This window comes from Luteimonas panaciterrae, from assembly GCF_020511115.1.
Classification (GTDB): Bacteria; Pseudomonadota; Gammaproteobacteria; order Xanthomonadales; family Xanthomonadaceae; genus Luteimonas; species Luteimonas panaciterrae.
The window spans coordinates 72,913-92,101 of record NZ_JAJAVH010000002.1 but is presented as its reverse complement, the minus strand read 5'-3'; the positions used below and the strand labels follow the sequence as shown (position 1 = coordinate 92,101).

Here is a 19,189-nt window from a genome sequence, read left to right as displayed (position 1 = left end):
GGTGTTGCAGAATGCGTTGGTTGGCGTGCAGGTCAGATCAGCGTTGCGTGCGATACGGTCCCCAGGCCGGCTCGCGCACGTCACCGTCGGCAAGCACGAGGCGTTGACGCACCCGACCATCGGCCGAGACTGCGTACAACACTCCGCGCCTGCCTTCACGGGCCGCGTACAGGATCATGCTGGCGTTGGGGGCGAAACTCGGCGATTCGTCGAGCGAACCCGGCGACAGCGTGGACCAGCGCGGCGACCCGAGGCTGCGATCCAGCAGTGCAATACGGTACACGTTGCCGCTTCCCTGCGCCACGGCGATCTTCTTGCCGTCATAGGACACCGTGGCACTGGCGTTGTAACTGCCCTGGAACGTCACGCGTGTAGCGCCGCCACCACTGGCCGGTGCCTGGTAGATCTGCGGCTTGCCGCCGCGATCGGAGGTGAAATAGAGGGAGCCGCCATCGGCGCTCCAGGTCGGCTCGGTATCGATGCCGAACTGGTTGGTGATCTGGGTCAGCGCCTTGCTGCCGAGGTCCATCACGTAGATCTCGGGATTGCCGCTGCGCGAGAGCGTCAGCGCCAGCTTGCGACCATCAGGCGAGAACGACGGCGCGCCGTTGATGCCGCGGAAGCTGGCCACCAGTTCGCGACCGCCGGTGGTGATGTCCTGGATGTAGATGGACGAATTGCCGCGCTCGAAACTCACGTAGGCGAGACGGCGGCCATCGGGACTCCACGAAGGCGACAGCAGCGGCTCCGGCGAACGCACCACGGTCTGCGGGTTGTAGCCATCGGAGTCGGCCACCATCAGCGCATAGCGGCTGCCCTTGCCGGTGCCGACCGCGGTGATGTAGGCGATGCGGGTCCAGAATGCGCCGCGCACGCCGAGAATCTTTTCGTAGATCGCATCGGCGATCTGATGCGCGACGTCACGCATCGCATTGCTGCGCGCGGTCATGGCGAAGCCGAGCAGACGTTCCTGTTTGGCGACATCGAACAGTTCGTACTCGACGCGATAGCTACCGCTGCCGCCATCGACGACGCGGCCGACCACCAGATAGTCCTGCTTGAGCAGGCGCCAGGTCGGGTACTGGATCTCGCTGCCCTTGGTGGGCTTCTCGACCATGTCGTTCACGGGCAGGCCGCGGAACTGGCCGGAGCGGTCGAGGTCGGCGCGCACGACGCTGGCGACGTCGGTATCCGGCGCCGCCCCGCTGCCCTGGTACGGCATCGGCACCACGGCGATCGGCAGGGCCGAGGCGTTGCCGCCGACGATATCGATTTCCAGGCCCTTCTCTTGGGCAAAGGCCGCCAATGGCAGCAACAGGGCGAAGAGTGCGGCAAGGCGTCGCAGGGATCGGGTCATGGGCAGGACGAGAATCCGGGGGATGCGGAAGCGTGACAGGGTGTTCATGAACAAGGCTTCAAAGCTGAACAGAAAGTGATGCCTTCCTGGGCCATTTTCCGCGAAAGCGGGGTTTTCACCCTCGAATAGCCGCCATCCAGCGGCTAAAGCCAGCTTTCAGTCGTCCTGCGCCTGAAAGTTCAGAAGCACGGTGCGGGTGAAAACGGGCTCAAAACCGGCATAGGGCAGCGGCTGTGCTTTGAGCACGGCTGCCTTGACCGAGCGCCGACCGGCTTCGTCGTAGGGGCAGTTTGGGTCGATGTCGACACTGAGCACTTCGCCACCAGGTCGTAGCTGGATCCTGACCAGACAGCGTTTCCCGGATGGAACAGATTCCGGACGCATCCATTGGCGAAAGATCCTGTCTTGAAGAGCGGTCATATAACGCTTCAAGAGCTCGGTATCAGTGGTCGCAGGCACTGGCGATGGAGGCTCAGCCCCAAAACTGTCCTTCGGAAATAATCCTGCACACAGAAGTGCAAGCATGACTCCTGCAATCGCTCGGCATGCGAATCGGATCATTGCGATAGGGCGCGATAGTGAAAACCCGCGCGCAAGAACCTAGCGATCCTGCGCTTCGAAATTCAATAGCAGTGTGCGGCTGAAAACCGATTCGAAACCGGCATACGGCAACGGCTGCGCCTTGAGCACGGCCGCCTCGACCGAACGCCGGCCGAGCTCATCGTAAGGACAGCTGGCGTCGACCTTGGCATCGATCACCTCGCCACCCGGCAGCTGACGGATGGTGATGCGGCAGCGCTGGCCGATCGGCACATTGTCCGGACGCGTCCAGTTGCGCAGGATCGCTTCCTGCAGTGCCGCCTGATAGCGCGCCAGCAATCCACTGTCGGTGCCTTGCGGCTGACCGGGCGGCTGCGCACTCGTCGCCGCCTGCTGCGACGCCTGCGAAGCACGAAGATTGGCGATCTGCTTGAGCTTCTGCTCCGCCAGATCCGCCTCGCGCTTGGCCTTGGCCATCTCGGCCTGGATCTTCTTCAGCTCTTCCTGATCCTTCTGCTGCTGGGCCAGGCGCTGTTTCTTCTCGATCTCTTCCTGGCGCTGACGTTCGGTCAGATCGATCTGCTCCTGACGGCGCTTCTCTTCCTGCTCGCGCTCGCGCGTCTCGGCCGAGATCGCGTCACGCTCGACCTTCTCCTGGTCGATGTCGGACGGCTCGGGAATGCGCTCCTGTGCCTGGAACTGCGGTTCCACCTGCGAGTCCTGCGGATTCGGTTCGGGCAGCGGCTGCGGCAGCGGCGTCGCATCGACTTCGATCGGCTGCTTCTGCGGCGGCTCCGGCTCCTGCACCGGCTCGGGACGCTTCTGCAGCGTGCGGCGCATCGCCGCCGACAAATCGCTGAACTCCATCAGCTCCGCGCTCACCGGCGCGCCGGCCGCTCCCGCCGGAGACGAGCTACCCGACCACCACAGCCCGACGAACATCAACGCGAACAGCAGCGCATGCAGCAGCAGCGCAAGAATTACGCCTTGGGTAGTGTCGGCGCGGGTCTCGCGCATTACTTGCCACCACCGCCGTTCTTGGGCTGGCTCATCAAGCCAACCTTCTCCACGCCGGCGCGCTGCAGCAGCACCATCGCGTCCATCACCTTCTGGTAATTGGCGCTGCCGTCACCGGCGACGAACACCGCCTGCTTCGGATTCTGGCGCACGATCGCGCCGACCTTCGCTTCCAGCTCGGAACTGCCGATGGCCTCGTTGCTGCCGGCCTTCACCGCGAGGAAGTAATTGCCATCGGTGTCGACGCTGACCACGATCGGGTCCTTCTTCTCCTCGATCGACTTGGCGTTGGATTGCGGCAGGTCGATGTCCACGCCCAGGTTCATCAGCGGCGCGGTCACCATGAAGATGATCAACAGCACCAGCATCACGTCGATGTAGGGCACGACGTTGATCTCGGCTTTGAGCTTGCGCTTGCGGATGCGGCGGCCGGTGGCGGTCAGGGCCATGTCGGAATCCTCGTGTCTTGTCTCTTCAACGTGCGTGGCGATGCTTCGGGGCTAGCTGTTTCGGAGCCAGCCGATCGACACACCGGTCAGTCATCCAGATGCGACTGACGCTGCAGGATCGAAGAGAACTCCTCGGCGAAGGCGTCGTAACGCACGCCGATGCGCTCCACCTTGGTGGCGAAGCGGTTGTAGGCCCACACCGCCGGAATCGCCGCGAACAGGCCCATCGCGGTGGCGATCAGCGCCTCGGAGATGCCGGGCGCGACGCTGGCGATGGTGGCCTCCTTCACGTTGGCCAGGCCCTGAAACGAAATCATGATGCCCCACACCGTGCCGAACAGGCCGACGTAGGGACTGATCGAGCCGACGTTGGCGAGGAATTCGAGATTGCGTTCCAGGCCGTCCAGTTCGCGCGAGGTGGTCACGCGCATCGCGCGCTGTGCGCCTTCCAGCTGGATGCGGCTGTCGACGCCGCGGCGCTGGCGGATGCGGTTGAACTCGCGAAAGCCACCCTCGAAGATCGCTTCCAGGCCACCGATATCACGGCTGCGCTCGGTGGCGCCGGTGTAGAGCTTGGACAGGTCGGCGCCCGACCAGAAGCGCTCCTCGAAACGATCGGCTTCCTTCTCGGCGCGCGCGAGCACGCTGCGTTTGCGGAAGATGATCACCCACGACACGATCGAGGCGGCCAGCAGCAGCAACATCACGAACTGCACCGGGATCGAGGCGTGCAGCACCAGCTGGACGATGTCGAGATGATTGCCCGCGGCGGCGGCCGTGTTGGCGGTCGCGGGATCGGCGGCGAGCTCGGTCGCGGCGGTGGCGGCTTGCTCCGGCAGCGGCTCGGCCGTGGTTTGCAGCAGCATGGGCAATGCACTCATCCGTTGTTACTCCGCAATCTTGTCTTCGAGAAGTTTGAGTTGGTCGTACAAAGGTTCGGGAATGCCGCGCGGGCGGAAATCGCCGGCGCCCACCGCCGCGACCCGCACCTCCGCATCGAGCAGCGTGTCGTCGCCGCGACGGATCGCCTGCGCGATCACCAGGCTGGCGCGGCGGCACTGGCGCAAGCTCACCGTCACGTCGAGCGCGTCATCCAGACGCGCGGGCTTGCGGAAATCGATCCGCATCGCCCGGACCACGAACACCAGATCGTGGGCTTCGCGCAAAAGTTCCTGACCGTATCCGCGCGCGCGCAGCCATTCGGTGCGCGCGCGTTCCAGAAACGCCAGATATTGCGCGTGATAGACCACGCCACCGGCGTCGGTATCTTCCCAGTAAATGCGGACGGGGTGGCTGAATGTATCGTTCATGAAGGCCTCTTACCTGTCATTCCCGCACTGCCACCGCGTCTCAAAGTCACTGATTCCCGGCTTTGCGGGAATGACAAGCAAAAACGCCTCAAAACAGCGCCTCCGGCTCCCCGGCACCCGGCTCCCGGCCCTTCGGCTGCAGGCCGAGATGCCGATAGGCCTTGTGCGAGGCCATGCGTCCGCGCGCGGTGCGCACGAGGAATCCCTGCTGGATGAGATAGGGCTCGATCACGTCCTCGAGCGTGCCGCGCTCCTCGCTCAGCGCCGCGGCGAGCGATTCCACGCCGACCGGGCCGCCGTCGAAACTGTCGATGATCAGATGCAGCAGACGACGGTCGAGATCGTCGAAGCCTTCGGGATCGACCTTGAGCATCTGCATTGCCGCGTGGGCGACCTCGTGATCGATGTGGCCGCTCGCCTTCACCTGCGCGTAGTCGCGCACGCGCCGCAACAGGCGATTGGCGATGCGCGGCGTGCCGCGCGAACGTCGCGCGATCTCGCCGGCGCCCTCGGCGACGCAATCGATGCCGAGAATCTGCGCCGAGCGGCGCACGATGCGCGTCAGTTCTTCCGCGCTGTAGAACTCCAATCGCTGCACGATGCCGAAGCGGTCGCGCAGCGGCGCGGTGAGCAGGCCCGCGCGCGTGGTGGCGCCGATCAGGGTGAAGGGCGGCAGGTCGAGCTTGATCGAGCGCGCGGCCGGGCCCTCGCCGATCATGATGTCGATCTGGAAATCCTCCATCGCCGGATACAGCACCTCTTCCACGACCGGCGAAAGGCGGTGGATCTCGTCGATGAAGAGCACGTCGTGCGGCTGCAGGTTGGTCAGCAGCGCGGCCAGATCACCGGCCTTCTCGATTACGGGACCGGACGTGATGCGCAGGTTGACGCCGAGCTCGTTGGCGATGACGTGCGAGAGCGTGGTCTTGCCGAGTCCGGGCGGCCCGAAGATCAGCACGTGGTCGAGCGCCTCGCGGCGCTGCTTGGCCGCTTCGATGTAGATCGACAGCTGCTCGCGCACCGGCTGCTGGCCGAGATATTCGGCCAGATTCCGGGGGCGGATCGAGGCGTCGACGGCGTCGTCCTCGCGCGTGGCGCCGGCGGTGATGAGGCGATCTTCTGTCATGCGCCTATGTTCTCACGACGGCGCCCGGAAGACCGCTTTCGGTCAGGGCGCCAAGTCCTGGAACGCTTGCGCCGCCAAGGCGAAGGAATACTTGCGCGCGGTGTGATCGAAGACGTTGGCCGTCAGCATCAGCTCATCCGGCCGATGGCGGCTCGCGAACGCCGCGATGCCTTCCCGCACCTCGGCCGCATCGCCGACCACGGCGCAGGCCAGCGCCGCCTCGGTCATCGCCTTCTCCGGCGGCGTCCAGTAGGCCTCGATGTCGTCGATCGGCGGCGGGATCAGACCCGGCTGTCCACGGCGCAGGCGCACGAAGCTCTGCTGCTGGGTGGTGAACAGGCGTCGCGCCTCGGCACTGCTGTCGGCGGCCACCACGTTCAAGGCCAGCATGGCGTAGGGCGCTTGCAGGTATTTCGACGGCTTGAAGTCGCGCCGGTACAACGCCAGCGCCTCTTCCATCGCCGCGGGAGCGAAATGCGAGGCGAAGGCGAAACGCAATCCCAGCATCGCCGCCAGCTGAGCACTGAACAAGCTGGAGCCGAGCAGCCACACCGGCACGTCGATACCGGCGCCAGGCACCGCGCGCACGGCCTGTCCCGGCTGCGCCGGTTCGAAATAGCGCAGCAGCTCGGCCACATCGTGCGGGAAAGCGTCGGCGCTATCGAAATAGCGACGCAACGCGCGTGCCGTGGCCTGATCGGTGCCAGGCGCGCGACCGAGACCGAGGTCGATGCGATCGGGATACAGCGACGCGAGCGTGCCGAACTGCTCGGCCACCTGCAGCGGCGCGTGGTTGGGCAGCATGATGCCGCCGGCGCCGACGCGGATCGTGTGCGTACCGCCGGCGATATGCCCGATCAGCACCGCGGTCGCCGCGCTGGCGATGCCCGGCATGTTGTGGTGTTCGGCGAGCCAGTAGCGGCGGTAACCGAGCGCCTCGGCATGGCGGGCCAGATCGAGCGAATTGGCGAAGGCCTGGCTGGGATCGCTGCCTTCGGTGACCGGGGCGAGATCGAGAAGCGAGTACGGGAGCATCAAAAAGCCCGGGCTGGGGATGCTATGCATCTTGCGACGATCCGCGGCGGTTTCCAGCCACACCGGCGGGATACTGCGATCCGGACTCGATGCCCGGACCGAGGCACTCAGATTCGGTCAGATGCGCTTGCAGATGGGCGCCTATGCTGGATTACGCAGCATCTCGCCCAGACGCTTCGTCGCCGCGAGCAATCGCGTTTCGTCCGAGCCACCAAAGCCGAGCAGCAAGCCGCTGCGGCGATCGTCGCCCGCATAGCAAGTCGACAACGCCGTCGCCACCAGTCCGATCGTGCGCATGCGCTGCACGGTGGCGATATCATCGATCCCGGCTGCCAGCAACACGGCGACGTGCAATCCGGCATCGGCGTTATGCACGGTGAGCGTGTCGCCACAATGCCGCTCCAATCCAGCCAGCAGTGCGTCTCGTCGTTTCAGATACACGCCGCGCATGCGGCGCAGGTGTCGCGCGAAATGACCTTCGCGCAAAAATTCCGCCAACGCCAGTTGATATAACGTCGGGGAAAACAGATCCAGCGCCAGGCGCGCTTCCACGAAGCGCTGCCACAAGGCCGGCGGCACCACCAGATATCCGATGCGCAATGCGGGAAACATCACCTTGCTGAAGGTACCGATGTACACCACGCGTTCGTGTGCATCCATGCCCTGCAACGCACCGAGCGGACGGCTGACGTAGCGGTATTCGCTGTCGTAATCGTCCTCCAGCACCCAGGCGTCGTGCCGGAAAGCCCAGTCCAGCAACGCCAGCCGCCGCGCCGCCGTCATCGACATGCCGAGCGGATACTGATGCGAGGGCGTGACGTACACCGCGCGCACCTGCTCACCGTGCCGCTGCAACGCGGCCACGTCGATCCCCTCTTCGTCCACGGGCACCGGCAGGATCTCGGCCCCGCCCGTGCCCAACGCGTCGCGCGCGCCCGGATAGCCCGGTTCCTCCATCGCCACGCGATCGCCATGCGCCAGCAACACCGCCGCGGCCAGACGCAATGCCGCCTGCGAGCCGGACACGATCAGCACCTGTTCCGCCTCGCAGCGCACGCCGCGCGCGGCGCGCAGGTGCTCGGCGATCGCCATGCGCAGCGCCGCCACTCCCGCGGGATCGCCATAGGCCATCTGCGCGAGCGGCAGCGCCTGCGCATGCCGCGCCACCAGCCGTGACCACGCCGCATGCGGGAACTGATCCAATGCCGGCAGGCTCATGCGGAACGGGCCAAGTCCGCCCTCGTCCAGGACCGGTGGCGGGGGATGGCCTATCCGCTCGGGCCGTGCCGTCGTTTTGGACTGCAGGAGATCGTCCGGAAGCGCCGCGCTGACGAACGTCCCCGACCCCGCCCGCCCTTCGAGATAGCACTCGTGCAACAGCTGCTCGTAGGCCGTCAGCACCGGCAGACGCGAGACGGCCAGCTCCGCCGCCAGCGTGCGCGTCGAAGGGATGCGCTGGCCCGGCCGCAGCACGCCATCGAGGATGGCGCGGCGCAGGCCGTCATAGATCTGGCGATGGATCGCAACGCCGCTGGACCGGTCGAGGGGCAGATGCAAAGTGGTCATGGCATTCGTCCCCGAAGTGGCGATAGGCACATTACCACTCCGGACCTAGAGTCCCCGCGACCACCCATCGGGAGAGCCCTCATGTCCGCACGTCCGAGACGTCGCCCGAAGCTTCCGCGTGTTCGCAATTCCGTGCTGGCCTGCCTGCTGACCTGCGGCTGCGCCGTCCTGCAACCCGCGCTCGCGCAAACCGCGTCAGCCCCCTCGCCCACGGCCAGCCTGCCCGACGGTCAGCACGACTTCGACTGGGAAATCGGCACCTGGAAGACGCATCTGAAGCTGCTGCTGAATCCCCTCAGCGGCGACCCGCCCAATTGGACCGAACTCACGGGGACATCCGTGATCCGCAAGGTGTGGAACGGCCGCTCGAACCTGGTGGAACTGGTCGCCGACGGCGCGGGCCTGCACATCGAAGGCGCCAGCTGGCGTCTGTACGATCCGAAGACGCGGCAGTGGAGTCTCAATTTCTCCAACAGCCGCGTCGGCACATTGACGCCGCCGATGTACGGCGAATTCAAGGACGGCGTCGGCGTGTTCTACGGCCAGGACTTCAACGACGGCCGCGCGGTGCTGGTCCGCTTCGTGATCACGCCGATCACGCCGGACAAATATCGCTTCGTGCAGTCCTACTCCGGCGACGGCGGCAAGACGTGGGAGGTCAACTGGATCGCGACCGATACCCGCGTGATGGGCAATCCCTAAACGCCAGTCCGGAATTTTTGTTTTTGCTCGTCATTCCGGCGACTTGGCGACAGCCGATGGCTGATCAAGCCGGAACCCAGCTCTTTTGAAACGCTCCGTGGACAAGGCTGGATCCCGGTTTCATCGCGTTGAGAGGGCGCGATGAGACCGGGATGACGAGCACTTTGTGCGCAATCAGATCTCGACCTGCGCGCCCAACTCGACCAGGCGGTTGCCGGGGATGCGGAAGAACCCCGTCGCCGGCGCCGCATTGCGATGCATGAAGGCGAACAGCTTGTCGCGCCAGACCGGCATGCCGCGGTGGCGGCTGGCCACGATGGTCTCGCGGCTGGCGAAGTACGTGGTGTCCATCGGATCGAAATACACGCCGCCCTGATCGCAGGAGCGCATCAGCGCCAGCGGCACGTCCGGCGTTTCCATGAAGCCGAAGCGAATCAGCACGCGATAGAAATCGTTGCCGATCGCTTCGATCTTCAAACGCTTTTCGCTAGGCGCATGCGGAACGCCCAGCGTCTCCACGGTCAGGAAGACGTTGCGCTCGTGCAGCACCTTGTTGTGCTTGAGATTGTGCAGCAGCGCATGCGGCACCACGCCCTGATCGGCGGTCATGAAGATCGCCGTACCCGGCACGCGCACCGGCGGCGCCAGCATCAGGCCGGGCAGGAAGCTGTCGAGCTGGATGCCTTCCTTGCGCACTTCCTCATGCAGCAGCTCGCGGCCGCGGCGCCAGGTGCGCAGCATCGTGAACACGATGATGCCCAACACCACCGGGAACCAAGCGCCGTGGAAGAACTTCACGCCGTTGGCGATGAGGAAGCCGATGTCGATGACCACCACCACCGCGCACACCGGCAGCACCCAGATCCTGGCGCGCTTCCACTGCGCGCGCACCAGCAGGGCAAGCAGCAGGGTGTCGATCAACATGGTGCCGGCCACCGAAACACCGTAGGCCGAGGCCAGCGAGGTCGAAGTGCGGAACGCCAGCACCAGCGCGATCACCGCGATCATCAGCACCCAGTTGATCCACGGAATGTAGATCTGGCCGATGGTCTCGCGCGAGGTATGACGGATCTGCATGCGCGGGATGTAACCCAGCTGCATCGCCTGACGCGCCACCGAATACGCACCCGTGATCACCGCCTGCGAGGCGATCACCGTCGCCGCGGTGGCGAGCGCGATCATCGGCCAGCGCGCCCACTCCGGCACGCCGAGATAGAACGGGTTCTTCGCAGCCTCCGGGAATTCCAGCACGAGCGCGCCCTGCCCCAGATAGTTGAGCATCAGCGCCGGCAGCACGAAGAAATTCCACGCCACCTGGATCGGGAAGCGGCCGAAATGGCCCATGTCCGCGTACAGCGCTTCGCCGCCCGTCACCGCCAGCACGATCGCGCCGAGGATGAAGATGCCGTGCCAGCTGTGATCGATGAAGAATTTCGCCGCCCACCACGGATTGATCGCCTTGATCACTTCCGGGTTGTGGAAGATGTTCATCACGCCGATCACCGCCAGCGACAGGAACCACAGGATCGTGATCGGTCCGAAGATGCGGCCGACCCGCTCCGTGCCATGGCGCTGCACGAGAAACAGCACCAACAAAATCGCCACCGTCACCGGCACGATGAACGGATGCAGCTTCGGCTCGATCACTTCCAGGCCTTCCACCGCCGACAGCACCGAGATCGCGGGCGTGATCACACCGTCGCCGAAGAACAGCGACGCGCCGAAGATGCCGAGGATGCCGACCGCGTACGCCGAGCGCCCGCCCTTGGCGAGCGTGCGCTGTGCCAGCGTCATCAGCGCCATGATGCCGCCCTCGCCCTCGTTGTCGGCGCGCATGATGATCAGCACGTACTTCAACGTGACCATGATCATCAGCGCCCAGAACACGAGCGACAGGATACCGAGCACGGTGTCGTGGTCGGCGACCAGTCCGTAGTGCTCGGAGAACGCTTCCTTCAGCGTGTACAGCGGGCTGGTGCCGATGTCGCCGAACACCACGCCGATCGCGCCGATCACCAGTGCCGGCAATCCGATCTTGCTGTGACCGTGATTCGATGCGTGCGCGTCGGAATTATGATTGTTGGAAGAATTGCCCATGACTCTCCGGTCGCCGTGCCGCTGCTCAGCGCAGCGCGGACTGTAGCGCCTTGCGGATGATGGTTTCGGCGGCGTCGCCGTCGGCGTACGCCTGCTTGGCCATGCGCTGCGCTTCAGCCGGCTTGTAGCCGAGCTGCTGCAGGGCGATGGTCGCTTCCGAAAGAGGATCGGCCGGCGCCTTGCCGGCAATAGCGGGGGTGGTGGAACCCATGTTGGCGACGCGATCGCGTAATTCAACCACCATGCGCTCCGCCGTTTTCTTGCCGATGCCCGGGATGCGCGTGAGCGCCTGTACGTCGCCGGCCTGCACCAGGCGGGCGAACTCGTCCACCGACGCGCCCGACAGCACCGCCAGCGCGATCTTGGCGCCGATGCCGCTCACGCGCTGCACGTCGCGGAACAGCTGGCGCTCGGCCTCGCTCAGGAAGCCGTACAGCGACACCGAATCCTCTTTCTGCGCGTAGTGCGTGAACAGCGCCACTTCGCGTCCGGCCTCCGGCAGGTCGTAGAACGTGCTCATCGGCGCTTCCAGCTCGTAGCCGACGCCATGCACGTCCACCACCAGCCAGGGCGGCTGCTTGTGGATGAGGATGCCCTTGAGCCGTCCGATCATCGGATCACTTCCTGCTCCAGGCTTCGCGCGTGTTCACGCCCAGCTTGCGCGCGGTCGCGCGCACGTGCGCATGCGTGATGGCCACGGCCAGGGCGTCGGCGGCGTCGGCTTGCAGCTTGCCTTTCAGATTGAGCATGACCCCTACCATGCGCTGCACCTGCACCTTGTCGGCGCCGCCCTTTCCCACCAATGCCAGCTTGATCTCTTTCGCGGCATATTCGTGGATCGGCAGATCGCGCATCACCGCCGCGCACAACGCCGCGCCTCGCGCCTGTCCCAGCTTCAATGCGGAATCCGGATTGCGGGCCATGAACACCTGCTCGATCGCGACTTCGTCGGGTCGATGCCTGTCAATGATCTCAGACAATCCTTGGAGCAATCGCTTTAATCGTGCCGGGAAGCCGCCTTCCGGCCCCGTATCGCCGCTCAACAGATTCAAGGGCGCGTGAAAGACGTGCGTCGTCTTGCCCGTGGCGTCGACGTCGATGATGCCGACGCCGGTGCGCTGCGAGCCCGGATCGATGCCGAGGATGCGGGTCACGGGAGATGAGAGACGGGAGACGGGAGACGGGAAAACCGAGAAACCAGGGCGAAACGGCGAAGGGAATGCAGGCCAAGTGCCTTGCACGTCTCCCCTCTCCCTTCTCCCGTCTCCCTGCTACGCATATGCCGCATCGCCGAGATCGGCGTTCGAATACACGTTCTGCACGTCGTCGAGGTCTTCCAGCCAATTCAGCAGCTTGGCCACCTGTTGCGCGGTCTCGCCCTCCACGGCGATATCGTTGTCGGCGCGCATCGTCACCTCGGCGTGGCCGGGCGCCAGTCCCGCGGCGGTCATCGCATCGCGCACTTCCGCGAAATTTTCAGGCGCCGTCACCACGTCGATCGAGCCGTCGTCCGCATACACCACCACGTCGTCGGCGCCTGCTTCGATGGCGGCCTCGGTGACCTTGTCCTCGTTCGCACCGGGCGCGTAGCTCAGCACGCCGAGCTTCTTGAACATGAAGGCGACCGAGCCGTCGGTGCCGAGATTGCCGCCGAACTTGCCGAAGGCATGGCGCACGTCGGACACGGTGCGCACCTTGTTGTCGGTGAGGCAGTCCACGATCACCGCGACGCCGCCGGGGGCGTAGCCCTCGTAGCGGATTTCCTCGAATTCGACGCCTTCCAGCGCGCCGGTGGCCTTCTTGATCGCGCGTTCGATCACGTCCTTGGACATGTTCGCCGACAGGCCCTTGTCGATGGCGGTGCGCAGACGCGGATTGCTGCCCGGATCGCCGCCGCCGCTGCGCGCCGCGACCGAAATCTCGCGGATGATCTTGGTGAAGATTTTCCCGCGCCGGGCATCCTCGGCGTTCTTGCGGGCTTCGATGGAAGGACCTCTACCCATGGGCTGTTCAGGCGGCGCAAATGGACGGAACCGCGCATTTTACCTGATGCCCACCGGAGGTGCCGGACGGGCCCATATGGGCCGGACGGGCCGTATCAACCGCTTCAGTGCAGGAAACGCCCCTCGCGCAGGAAGGCGGCCGCCTGCTGCGCCGCCTGCGCCGAGAACACCAGGCCACTGTGGCTGGAAGCGACGATGCAATGGTCGCGCAGGCCCGGCAAGCGCGTTTCCTCCAGCGCCACCGTGCCGTCCGAGGCCAGATCGAAGTCCGGAAACAGGCGCCCGAGGCCGTGCGGCACGTTGCCGGCCACCATGCCGACCTCGGCCACGCCCTCCCAGGCCTCGAATCCGCGCTGCAGGAACTCCGCGCTCCTGCCCAGCACCGGCAATGCCCAAGGCAGCGCCGCCAGGTGCCGCGCGGTCGTACTGCCGCGCAATGGCGAGCCCAGGCAGACCACGCGCGTGACCGGCAGGTCCGGCGCGCGGCGCAGGGCTTCCAGCGCCATCATGCCGCCGAGGCTATGTCCGACGATGGTGGTCTGGGGCGATGCGCGCAAGGTTTCGATCAGCGCCGGCAGCGCCGCTTCCGGGCCGCCGACCACGCTGGCGTAGCCGAGGATGCGCGGCGTGAATCCCGCCTCCCGCAATCGCACCGCCAGCGGCGTCAGCCAGGCGCGCGCGTTCCAGATGCCGTGCAGCAACACGACATGTTGGCTCAATGCCGGTTTGCTCGTGCCGGCCTGCTCATGCCGGCCTGCCCATGCCGGGCCGCTCATGCCGCCTCGCTCCGCGGCCGGTCGGCCGGTTGCGCCGCAGCTTCTCGGCGGAGGATGAATTCGAGATCGCGCACGCGTCCGACCGGAAACTCGTATTCGCCGACGCGCCGGAAGCCGTGGCGTTCGTAGAAGCGTTGCGCGCCGAGGTTCTCGGACCACACGCCGATCCACAGCGTGCGCGGGCCATCTCGCTCCAGCCAGTCGATCACGGCGCGGAACAACTGTCCGCCCCAGCCGCCGTTCTGCAACGACTGCCGCACGTACAGGCGCTTGAGTTCGCCATCGCCGGGCGCGACTTCGTCATGCGGCAGGCCGCAAGGGCCGGCCAGCGCGTAGCCGATGGCTTCGGAGCCGTCACGCTCCAGCAGCCAGAACGCGTAGGCGGGATCGTTCAGCAACTCGGCGTGCGCTTCAACCGAATACGTTTGGCGCAGGAAGAATTCCAGATCCTCCGGCGGATACAGATGCCCGAAAGTTTCGGTGAAGGTCTGTGCCGACAGCGCCGACAATGCCTGCGCATCGGCAAGCACGGCACGGCGGATCATCAGATTCGGTCGCTGTTCGGTCATTCGCGCAGGCATGTCATGACGCAGTTACAGCCGGAGGCTAGCATCGGCTCTCCGTGACGCGCAACGCCATCGCTTTCTTCTCAAGAATGAGATGTGACGCGAAGCGATCGCGCGGCAACCGCGCGATCGGACAGGCGTCATCGCACGCCGGCTTACGCCGCCGGCGGCGGATTCTTCTTGGCGGTCACGCGCGTGCCCGCCTTCAGCAAGGCGTTCGGCGCCAGCACGATCTGATCGCCGGCGGCGATGCCGTCGAGGATCTCGATCTCGCCACCGAGATTGCGTCCGACTTTGACGCGGCGGTAATCGAGTTTCGACGCAGGCCCCAGAAGCGCGACCCGCGTGCCGTCGGCATCGGTGATCACCGCCGATTCCGGCACGATCACCGCGGCCGCGGTGCGCGGCACCGACAGTTTCACCTCGCCGACCATGCCGGCGGGAATGCGATTGTCGGGATTGGGCAGACGCAGCTCCACGCGCATCGCACCGATGCTGCTGGAGATGCTCTGCGCGCTGCGGATCACTTCGGCCTGGAAGGTTTCGCCCGGCAGTTCCGGGAAGCTCACCTCGGCGCGCAATCCGGGACGCACCTGCAAGGCGGCGCTCTGCGGCACGTCCACCACCACGCGCAGCGGATCGAGCACGTTGACGGTGAACATCGGCGTTGCCGAGGCGGCCGAATCACCGACCACGCGATCGCCGCGTTCGATATTACGCGCGGCGATCACGCCGGCGAACGGCGCGCGCACCACCTGGAAGCCCTGGCGTTCTCGCGCGCTGACCAGACGCGCCTCCGCGGCGGCGCGGCTCGCGGCGGCGGCATCGTGGGCGGCCTTGCGGTCGGTGTACATCTCCTTGGAGATCGCGTTGGACTGCACCAGCACCGCGGCGCGGTCGAAGTTGGTCCTCGCCAATTCCTCGTTCGTGCGTGCGCTGACCACGTCGGCCTGCGCTTCGCGCACCGACGAATCGACTTCGGGCGTGGAGATCACCGCCAGCACCTGTCCCGCGACAACCTTGTCGCCGAGATCAGCACGGCGTTCGGACACGAGACCGGTGGCGCGTGCGTACAACTGCGCCGATTCACCGGCGAGCGCGCGCGCAGGCAGGCTCAGATCGTAGGCCGCATCCGCAGCGCGGGCATTGGCCACGAGCACTTGCGGCAATGCGCTCGCGCCGGGCTTGGTTTCCTCGGCGTCGCTGCGCGTGCATCCGGCAAGGGTTGCCAGCGCGGCGGCGCAGACCACCGCGAGCAGCACACGAGCAGGAGCGGATGGGATGAAGGTGGCGGAACTCATAGCGGAACTCCGGCGTCAGCGGTTTCGCCGCTGGAGGAAGAAGAAGGGGAATCGGTTTGTGTCACCGCAGCCCGCGCCGCCGCGGCGTGGCGCTTCAGGCGGCGGCCGAGCACGGCCAGGATCGACGGCACCACGACCAGCGTGGCCGGCGTACCGAACAACAGGCCGCCGATCACCGCGCGACCGAGCGGCGCGTTCTGCTCGCCGCCTTCGCCAAGGCCGAGCGCCATCGGAATGATGCCGAGCACCATCGCGCTGGCCGTCATCAGCACCGGGCGCAAACGCACGGCGGCGGATTCGTAGGCGGCCACCTCGGGATCATGACCTCCCGCGATCAGATTGCGGGCGAAGCTGGTGACCAGCACCGAGTTGGCGGTCGACACACCGATCACCATCATCACGCCCATCAGCGCCGGCACGCTGAGCGGCGTGCCGGTGACGAACAGCGCGACAGCGGCACCGGCGATCGCGATCGGCAGACCCGACATCGCCACCAACGGCTGGATCCACGACTGGAAGTTCACCACCAGCACCAGGAACACCAGCACCGCGGACATCAGCAGGCCGGCGGCGAGTTCTCCGTAGGCGCTCTGCATCTCGCCGGCCTGGCCGACGATCTCGATGCGGTTGCCGGGTTTGAGGTTGGCCTGCTGCGCGGCGGTGATCACGCTCAGGCGATCGTAGACCGAACCGAGATCGACACCTTGCACATTGGCCAGCACGCTGAGCGTCGGTGCCAGCGTGGTGCGGCCGATGCTGGCCGGCACCTTGCGTGCAGTCACGTTGGCGATGGTTCGCAACAACACCACCTCGCCACTGCCGGCCACGCGCAGCGGGGTGTTGAGCAGGGTCTCGATGTTGGTCAGTCTTGCCAGCGGCGCCTGCACCTGCACGGTGTAGGCGATGGCATTGACCGGATCGGTCCAGTAAACCGGCGTGACCGTGCCCGCGGAACCGAGCACGGCGAGGACGGCGCGACTGGCCTGCTGCGCGTCGAGACCGAGCTGGGCGGCGCGGGTGCGATCGATCTTCACTTGATATTCCGGCAGATCCAGCACCTGCCGCAACGCCACGTCGACTGCGCCTGGCACTTCGCGCAACTCGCGCTCGATCTCGCGCGCGGCCGCCAGATTGCCTTCGCGGTCACGGCCGATCAGTCGTACCTCGAAGGCCGCCACGGCCGAACCAGCCAGCGTGCGGCTGGTGGCATCGGGCGGCAGTTCGAACAGTTTCACGTCCGGGAATTTCGACGCCAGCATGCTGCGGATCTGCGTCAGGTAGCCATGGGTCGGCGCATGCGGCGCGCGCAGCTGCAGCTGCACCTCCGCCTCGAATGCCCCGACCACGGCACTGTTCACCAGCGACAGGTTGTAGGGCTCGGGCACGCCGATCTGTTCGTAGACGGTCTGTAGCTCGGCGGCGGGGACGATCTTGCGGATCTCGTCCTGGATCTCGCCCAGGCGCGCGGCGGTCTGCTCCAGCCGAGTGCCGGTGGGTAGGCGCAGTTGCATGCGCAGTTGGCCGGCGTCCACCTGCGGGAAGTACTCGCGCCCCAGCAGCAGCGCCGAACCCGCTCCCGCGCCCAGTGCCAGCAACGCCGCCAGCGTCAGCACGCCGCCGTGGTGGCCTAGCCGTACCAACAGAGCGTGATGGCGTTCGCCCAAGCTCTCCAGGGTGTGCTCGACGCGATGATTGAGCGCCAGCAGCCACCGCTCCGCCGCCCAGCGCGGACGCTTGCGGCTCTCGATGTCGGCTGGCAGCAGCAACAGGCACAACACCGGAATCAGCGTGCGCGAAAGCAGGAACGAAGACAGCATCGCGAAAATCACCGCCAGCGCTAGCGGCGTGAACACCCAGGCCGACAATCCGGTCATCAGCAGGATCGGCATCAGTACGATGCAGATCGCGATCGTCGATACCATTTCCGGGAACACCACTTCCTTCGCGCTGTCCAGGATCGCCGTGTGTACGTCCTTGCCGAGAGCGATGTTGCGGTTGGTGTTCTCCACGTCCACCACGGCGTTGTCCACCAGGATGCCGATCGCCAGCGCCAGCCCCCCCAGGGTCATCACGTTGAAGGTGTAGCCGAGCAGATTGAGCATCATCACCGACGACAGCAGCGCCAGCGGAATCGCCGACAGCACGATCAGACTCGAACGCCAGGAACCGATGAACAGCAACACCACGAACGCCACCAGCAAGCCCACCAGCACCACTTCGTGCTCGATCGCGGTGATGGCGTTGTTGACGAAAACCGACTGGTCGAAGATTGGTTCGATGCGCATGCCCGGCGGGGCCGAGGCAATGATTTCCGGCAGCTTGGCCCGCACCTGGCGCACCAGTTCCACCGCCGAGGCGCCACCGAGCTTGATCAGCGACACCGCCACCGCGTTAGCGCCGTCCATGCGCGCGATATTGGTCTGCAAGGCGCTGCCATCGCGCACCGAGGCCACGTCGCGAACGTAGACGATGCTGCCATCGCGGTTGGCGACCGGCAGGTCGAGGAATTCGGCGATGGTGGTGGGGCTCACGTCCATCGCGATCTGCATCTCGCGCGCCCCCTCGCGGATCGTGCCCGAGGGCAGCGTGGGACTGCCGCGTTCGAGTGCGGTGGTCACCTCGGCCGGGGTCAGGCCGTAGGTCTGCAGCGCGCCCGGATTCAGATCGACCATGATCTGGCGCGCGGCGCCGCCGTAGGGCGCGGTCATCAGGATGCCCGGGATCGTCTGGATCTGCGAGCGCAGCTGCAGCCGCGCGTAATCCTGCAATTGCGACTGGCTCAGCGAATCCGACGACAGCACCAGCTGCAGCACCGGCGTATTCGACAGATTGTTGCGCAGGATGATCGGCGGCGAGGTGCCCGTCGGCATGCGTCGCAGGATGGTCTGCGAAATCGCGGTGATCTGACCCAGCGCGCGATCGATGCTGACGTTGGGCTGGAAATCGACGCGGATGGTGGTGATGCCGGCGATGGTCTCCGAGCGAACCTCTTTGAGGTCGTCGACATTGTTGAGAATGGCGATCTCGGAGAACGAGGCCAGCTTGGCCGCCATCTCGGTGGCCGGCAGACCGTTGTAGGTCCAGACCACATTAACCGAGGGGATGTTGACCGCCGGCAGGATGTCGGTCGGCATGCGCCGTGCCGCCAGCGTGCCGAACAGCAGGATCAGGATCGCTAGCACGCCGATGGTGTAACGGCGCGCCAACGCGTATTGGACGATCCACATGATGAGAATCCCGGTGTGGGGGAGGCGGGACATCTCGCCACGGAAACAACTTCGACCCCCGCCCGTGAAATCGACAAATCGGGAGGAGGCGGATGGTGCGCCGAGCGTTGCCGATCA

General features: G+C 65.8%; 18 protein-coding genes. 1 reads left to right on the top strand and 17 read right to left on the bottom strand.

What is annotated here, in order from left to right; genetic code table 11:
* Positions 1-37 precede the first annotated feature (37 nt).
* From tolB to pdxR, 9 genes are all read right to left on the bottom strand, one after another.
* Positions 38-1,357, bottom strand: coding sequence for a Tol-Pal system beta propeller repeat protein TolB (gene tolB / locus LG367_RS04570; protein WP_226468049.1), 1,320 nt, complete (start codon positions 1,355-1,357; stop codon positions 38-40).
* A 156-nt stretch (positions 1,358-1,513) separates the two neighbouring features.
* The gene (locus tag LG367_RS04565) at positions 1,514-1,777 is read right to left on the bottom strand and encodes a TonB C-terminal domain-containing protein (RefSeq protein ID WP_226468048.1); all 264 of its coding nucleotides are present in this window, start codon (positions 1,775-1,777) and stop codon (positions 1,514-1,516) included.
* Positions 1,778-1,957: 180 nt separating this feature from the next.
* The gene (gene tolA / locus LG367_RS04560; protein ID WP_226468047.1) at positions 1,958-2,914 is read right to left on the bottom strand and encodes a cell envelope integrity protein TolA; all 957 of its coding nucleotides are present in this window, start codon (positions 2,912-2,914) and stop codon (positions 1,958-1,960) included.
* Complete coding sequence (gene tolR, locus LG367_RS04555) at positions 2,914-3,357, bottom strand: protein TolR (protein WP_425490915.1); 444 nt, start codon at positions 3,355-3,357, stop codon at positions 2,914-2,916. The genes tolA and tolR overlap by 1 nt, the downstream gene beginning before the upstream one ends.
* 92 nt (positions 3,358-3,449) lie before the next feature.
* A complete protein-coding gene (gene tolQ / locus LG367_RS04550) occupies positions 3,450-4,244 on the bottom strand; it encodes a protein TolQ (protein WP_226468045.1) in 795 nt (264 codons plus the stop codon).
* 6 nt (positions 4,245-4,250) lie between these two features.
* Complete coding sequence (gene ybgC, locus LG367_RS04545) at positions 4,251-4,673, bottom strand: tol-pal system-associated acyl-CoA thioesterase (RefSeq protein WP_226468044.1); 423 nt, start codon at positions 4,671-4,673, stop codon at positions 4,251-4,253.
* Positions 4,674-4,761: 88 nt separating this feature from the next.
* Positions 4,762-5,799, bottom strand: a complete 1,038-nt coding sequence (gene ruvB / locus LG367_RS04540; protein ID WP_226468043.1) for a Holliday junction branch migration DNA helicase RuvB — start codon at positions 5,797-5,799, stop codon at positions 4,762-4,764.
* 42 nt (positions 5,800-5,841) lie between these two features.
* Positions 5,842-6,834 (bottom strand): LLM class flavin-dependent oxidoreductase, encoded by a 993-nt coding sequence (locus LG367_RS04535; protein ID WP_226468069.1) that lies wholly within the window; start codon positions 6,832-6,834, stop codon positions 5,842-5,844.
* Positions 6,835-6,975: 141 nt separating this feature from the next.
* A complete protein-coding gene (gene pdxR / locus LG367_RS04530) occupies positions 6,976-8,400 on the bottom strand; it encodes a MocR-like pyridoxine biosynthesis transcription factor PdxR (protein WP_226468042.1) in 1,425 nt (474 codons plus the stop codon).
* An 81-nt stretch (positions 8,401-8,481) separates the two neighbouring features.
* Between pdxR and LG367_RS04525 the strand changes: the two genes are divergently transcribed.
* On the top strand, positions 8,482-9,102 hold the full coding sequence (locus LG367_RS04525) for a hypothetical protein (protein ID WP_226468041.1): 621 nt from the start codon (positions 8,482-8,484) through the stop codon (positions 9,100-9,102).
* A gap of 174 nt (positions 9,103-9,276) precedes the next feature.
* On the opposite strand, the gene LG367_RS04520 is transcribed toward LG367_RS04525, so the two are convergent.
* The 8 genes from LG367_RS04520 to LG367_RS04485 form a co-directional block, all read right to left on the bottom strand.
* Positions 9,277-11,199, bottom strand: a complete 1,923-nt coding sequence (locus LG367_RS04520) for a potassium transporter Kup (protein ID WP_226468040.1) — start codon at positions 11,197-11,199, stop codon at positions 9,277-9,279.
* A 25-nt stretch (positions 11,200-11,224) separates the two neighbouring features.
* Positions 11,225-11,812, bottom strand: a complete 588-nt coding sequence (gene ruvA, locus LG367_RS04515) for a Holliday junction branch migration protein RuvA (RefSeq protein WP_226468039.1) — start codon at positions 11,810-11,812, stop codon at positions 11,225-11,227.
* Between the two features lie 4 nt (positions 11,813-11,816).
* Complete coding sequence (gene ruvC / locus LG367_RS04510) at positions 11,817-12,353, bottom strand: crossover junction endodeoxyribonuclease RuvC (protein ID WP_226468038.1); 537 nt, start codon at positions 12,351-12,353, stop codon at positions 11,817-11,819.
* Between the two features lie 117 nt (positions 12,354-12,470).
* On the bottom strand, positions 12,471-13,202 hold the full coding sequence (locus LG367_RS04505) for a YebC/PmpR family DNA-binding transcriptional regulator (protein WP_226468037.1): 732 nt from the start codon (positions 13,200-13,202) through the stop codon (positions 12,471-12,473).
* Between the two features lie 104 nt (positions 13,203-13,306).
* Positions 13,307-13,978 carry an esterase/lipase family protein gene (locus LG367_RS04500; protein ID WP_425490909.1) on the bottom strand — a complete coding sequence of 224 codons (672 nt, stop codon included), beginning with the start codon at positions 13,976-13,978 and terminating at the stop codon, positions 13,307-13,309.
* On the bottom strand, positions 13,975-14,547 hold the full coding sequence (locus LG367_RS04495; protein ID WP_226468036.1) for a GNAT family N-acetyltransferase: 573 nt from the start codon (positions 14,545-14,547) through the stop codon (positions 13,975-13,977). The genes LG367_RS04500 and LG367_RS04495 overlap by 4 nt, the downstream gene beginning before the upstream one ends.
* 152 nt (positions 14,548-14,699) lie before the next feature.
* Positions 14,700-15,845 (bottom strand): efflux RND transporter periplasmic adaptor subunit, encoded by a 1,146-nt coding sequence (locus LG367_RS04490; protein ID WP_226468035.1) that lies wholly within the window; start codon positions 15,843-15,845, stop codon positions 14,700-14,702.
* Positions 15,842-19,072: an efflux RND transporter permease subunit gene (locus tag LG367_RS04485; RefSeq protein WP_226468034.1), complete on the bottom strand. Its 3,231-nt coding sequence runs from the start codon at positions 19,070-19,072 to the stop codon at positions 15,842-15,844. The genes LG367_RS04490 and LG367_RS04485 overlap by 4 nt, the downstream gene beginning before the upstream one ends.
* Positions 19,073-19,189 lie beyond the last annotated feature (117 nt).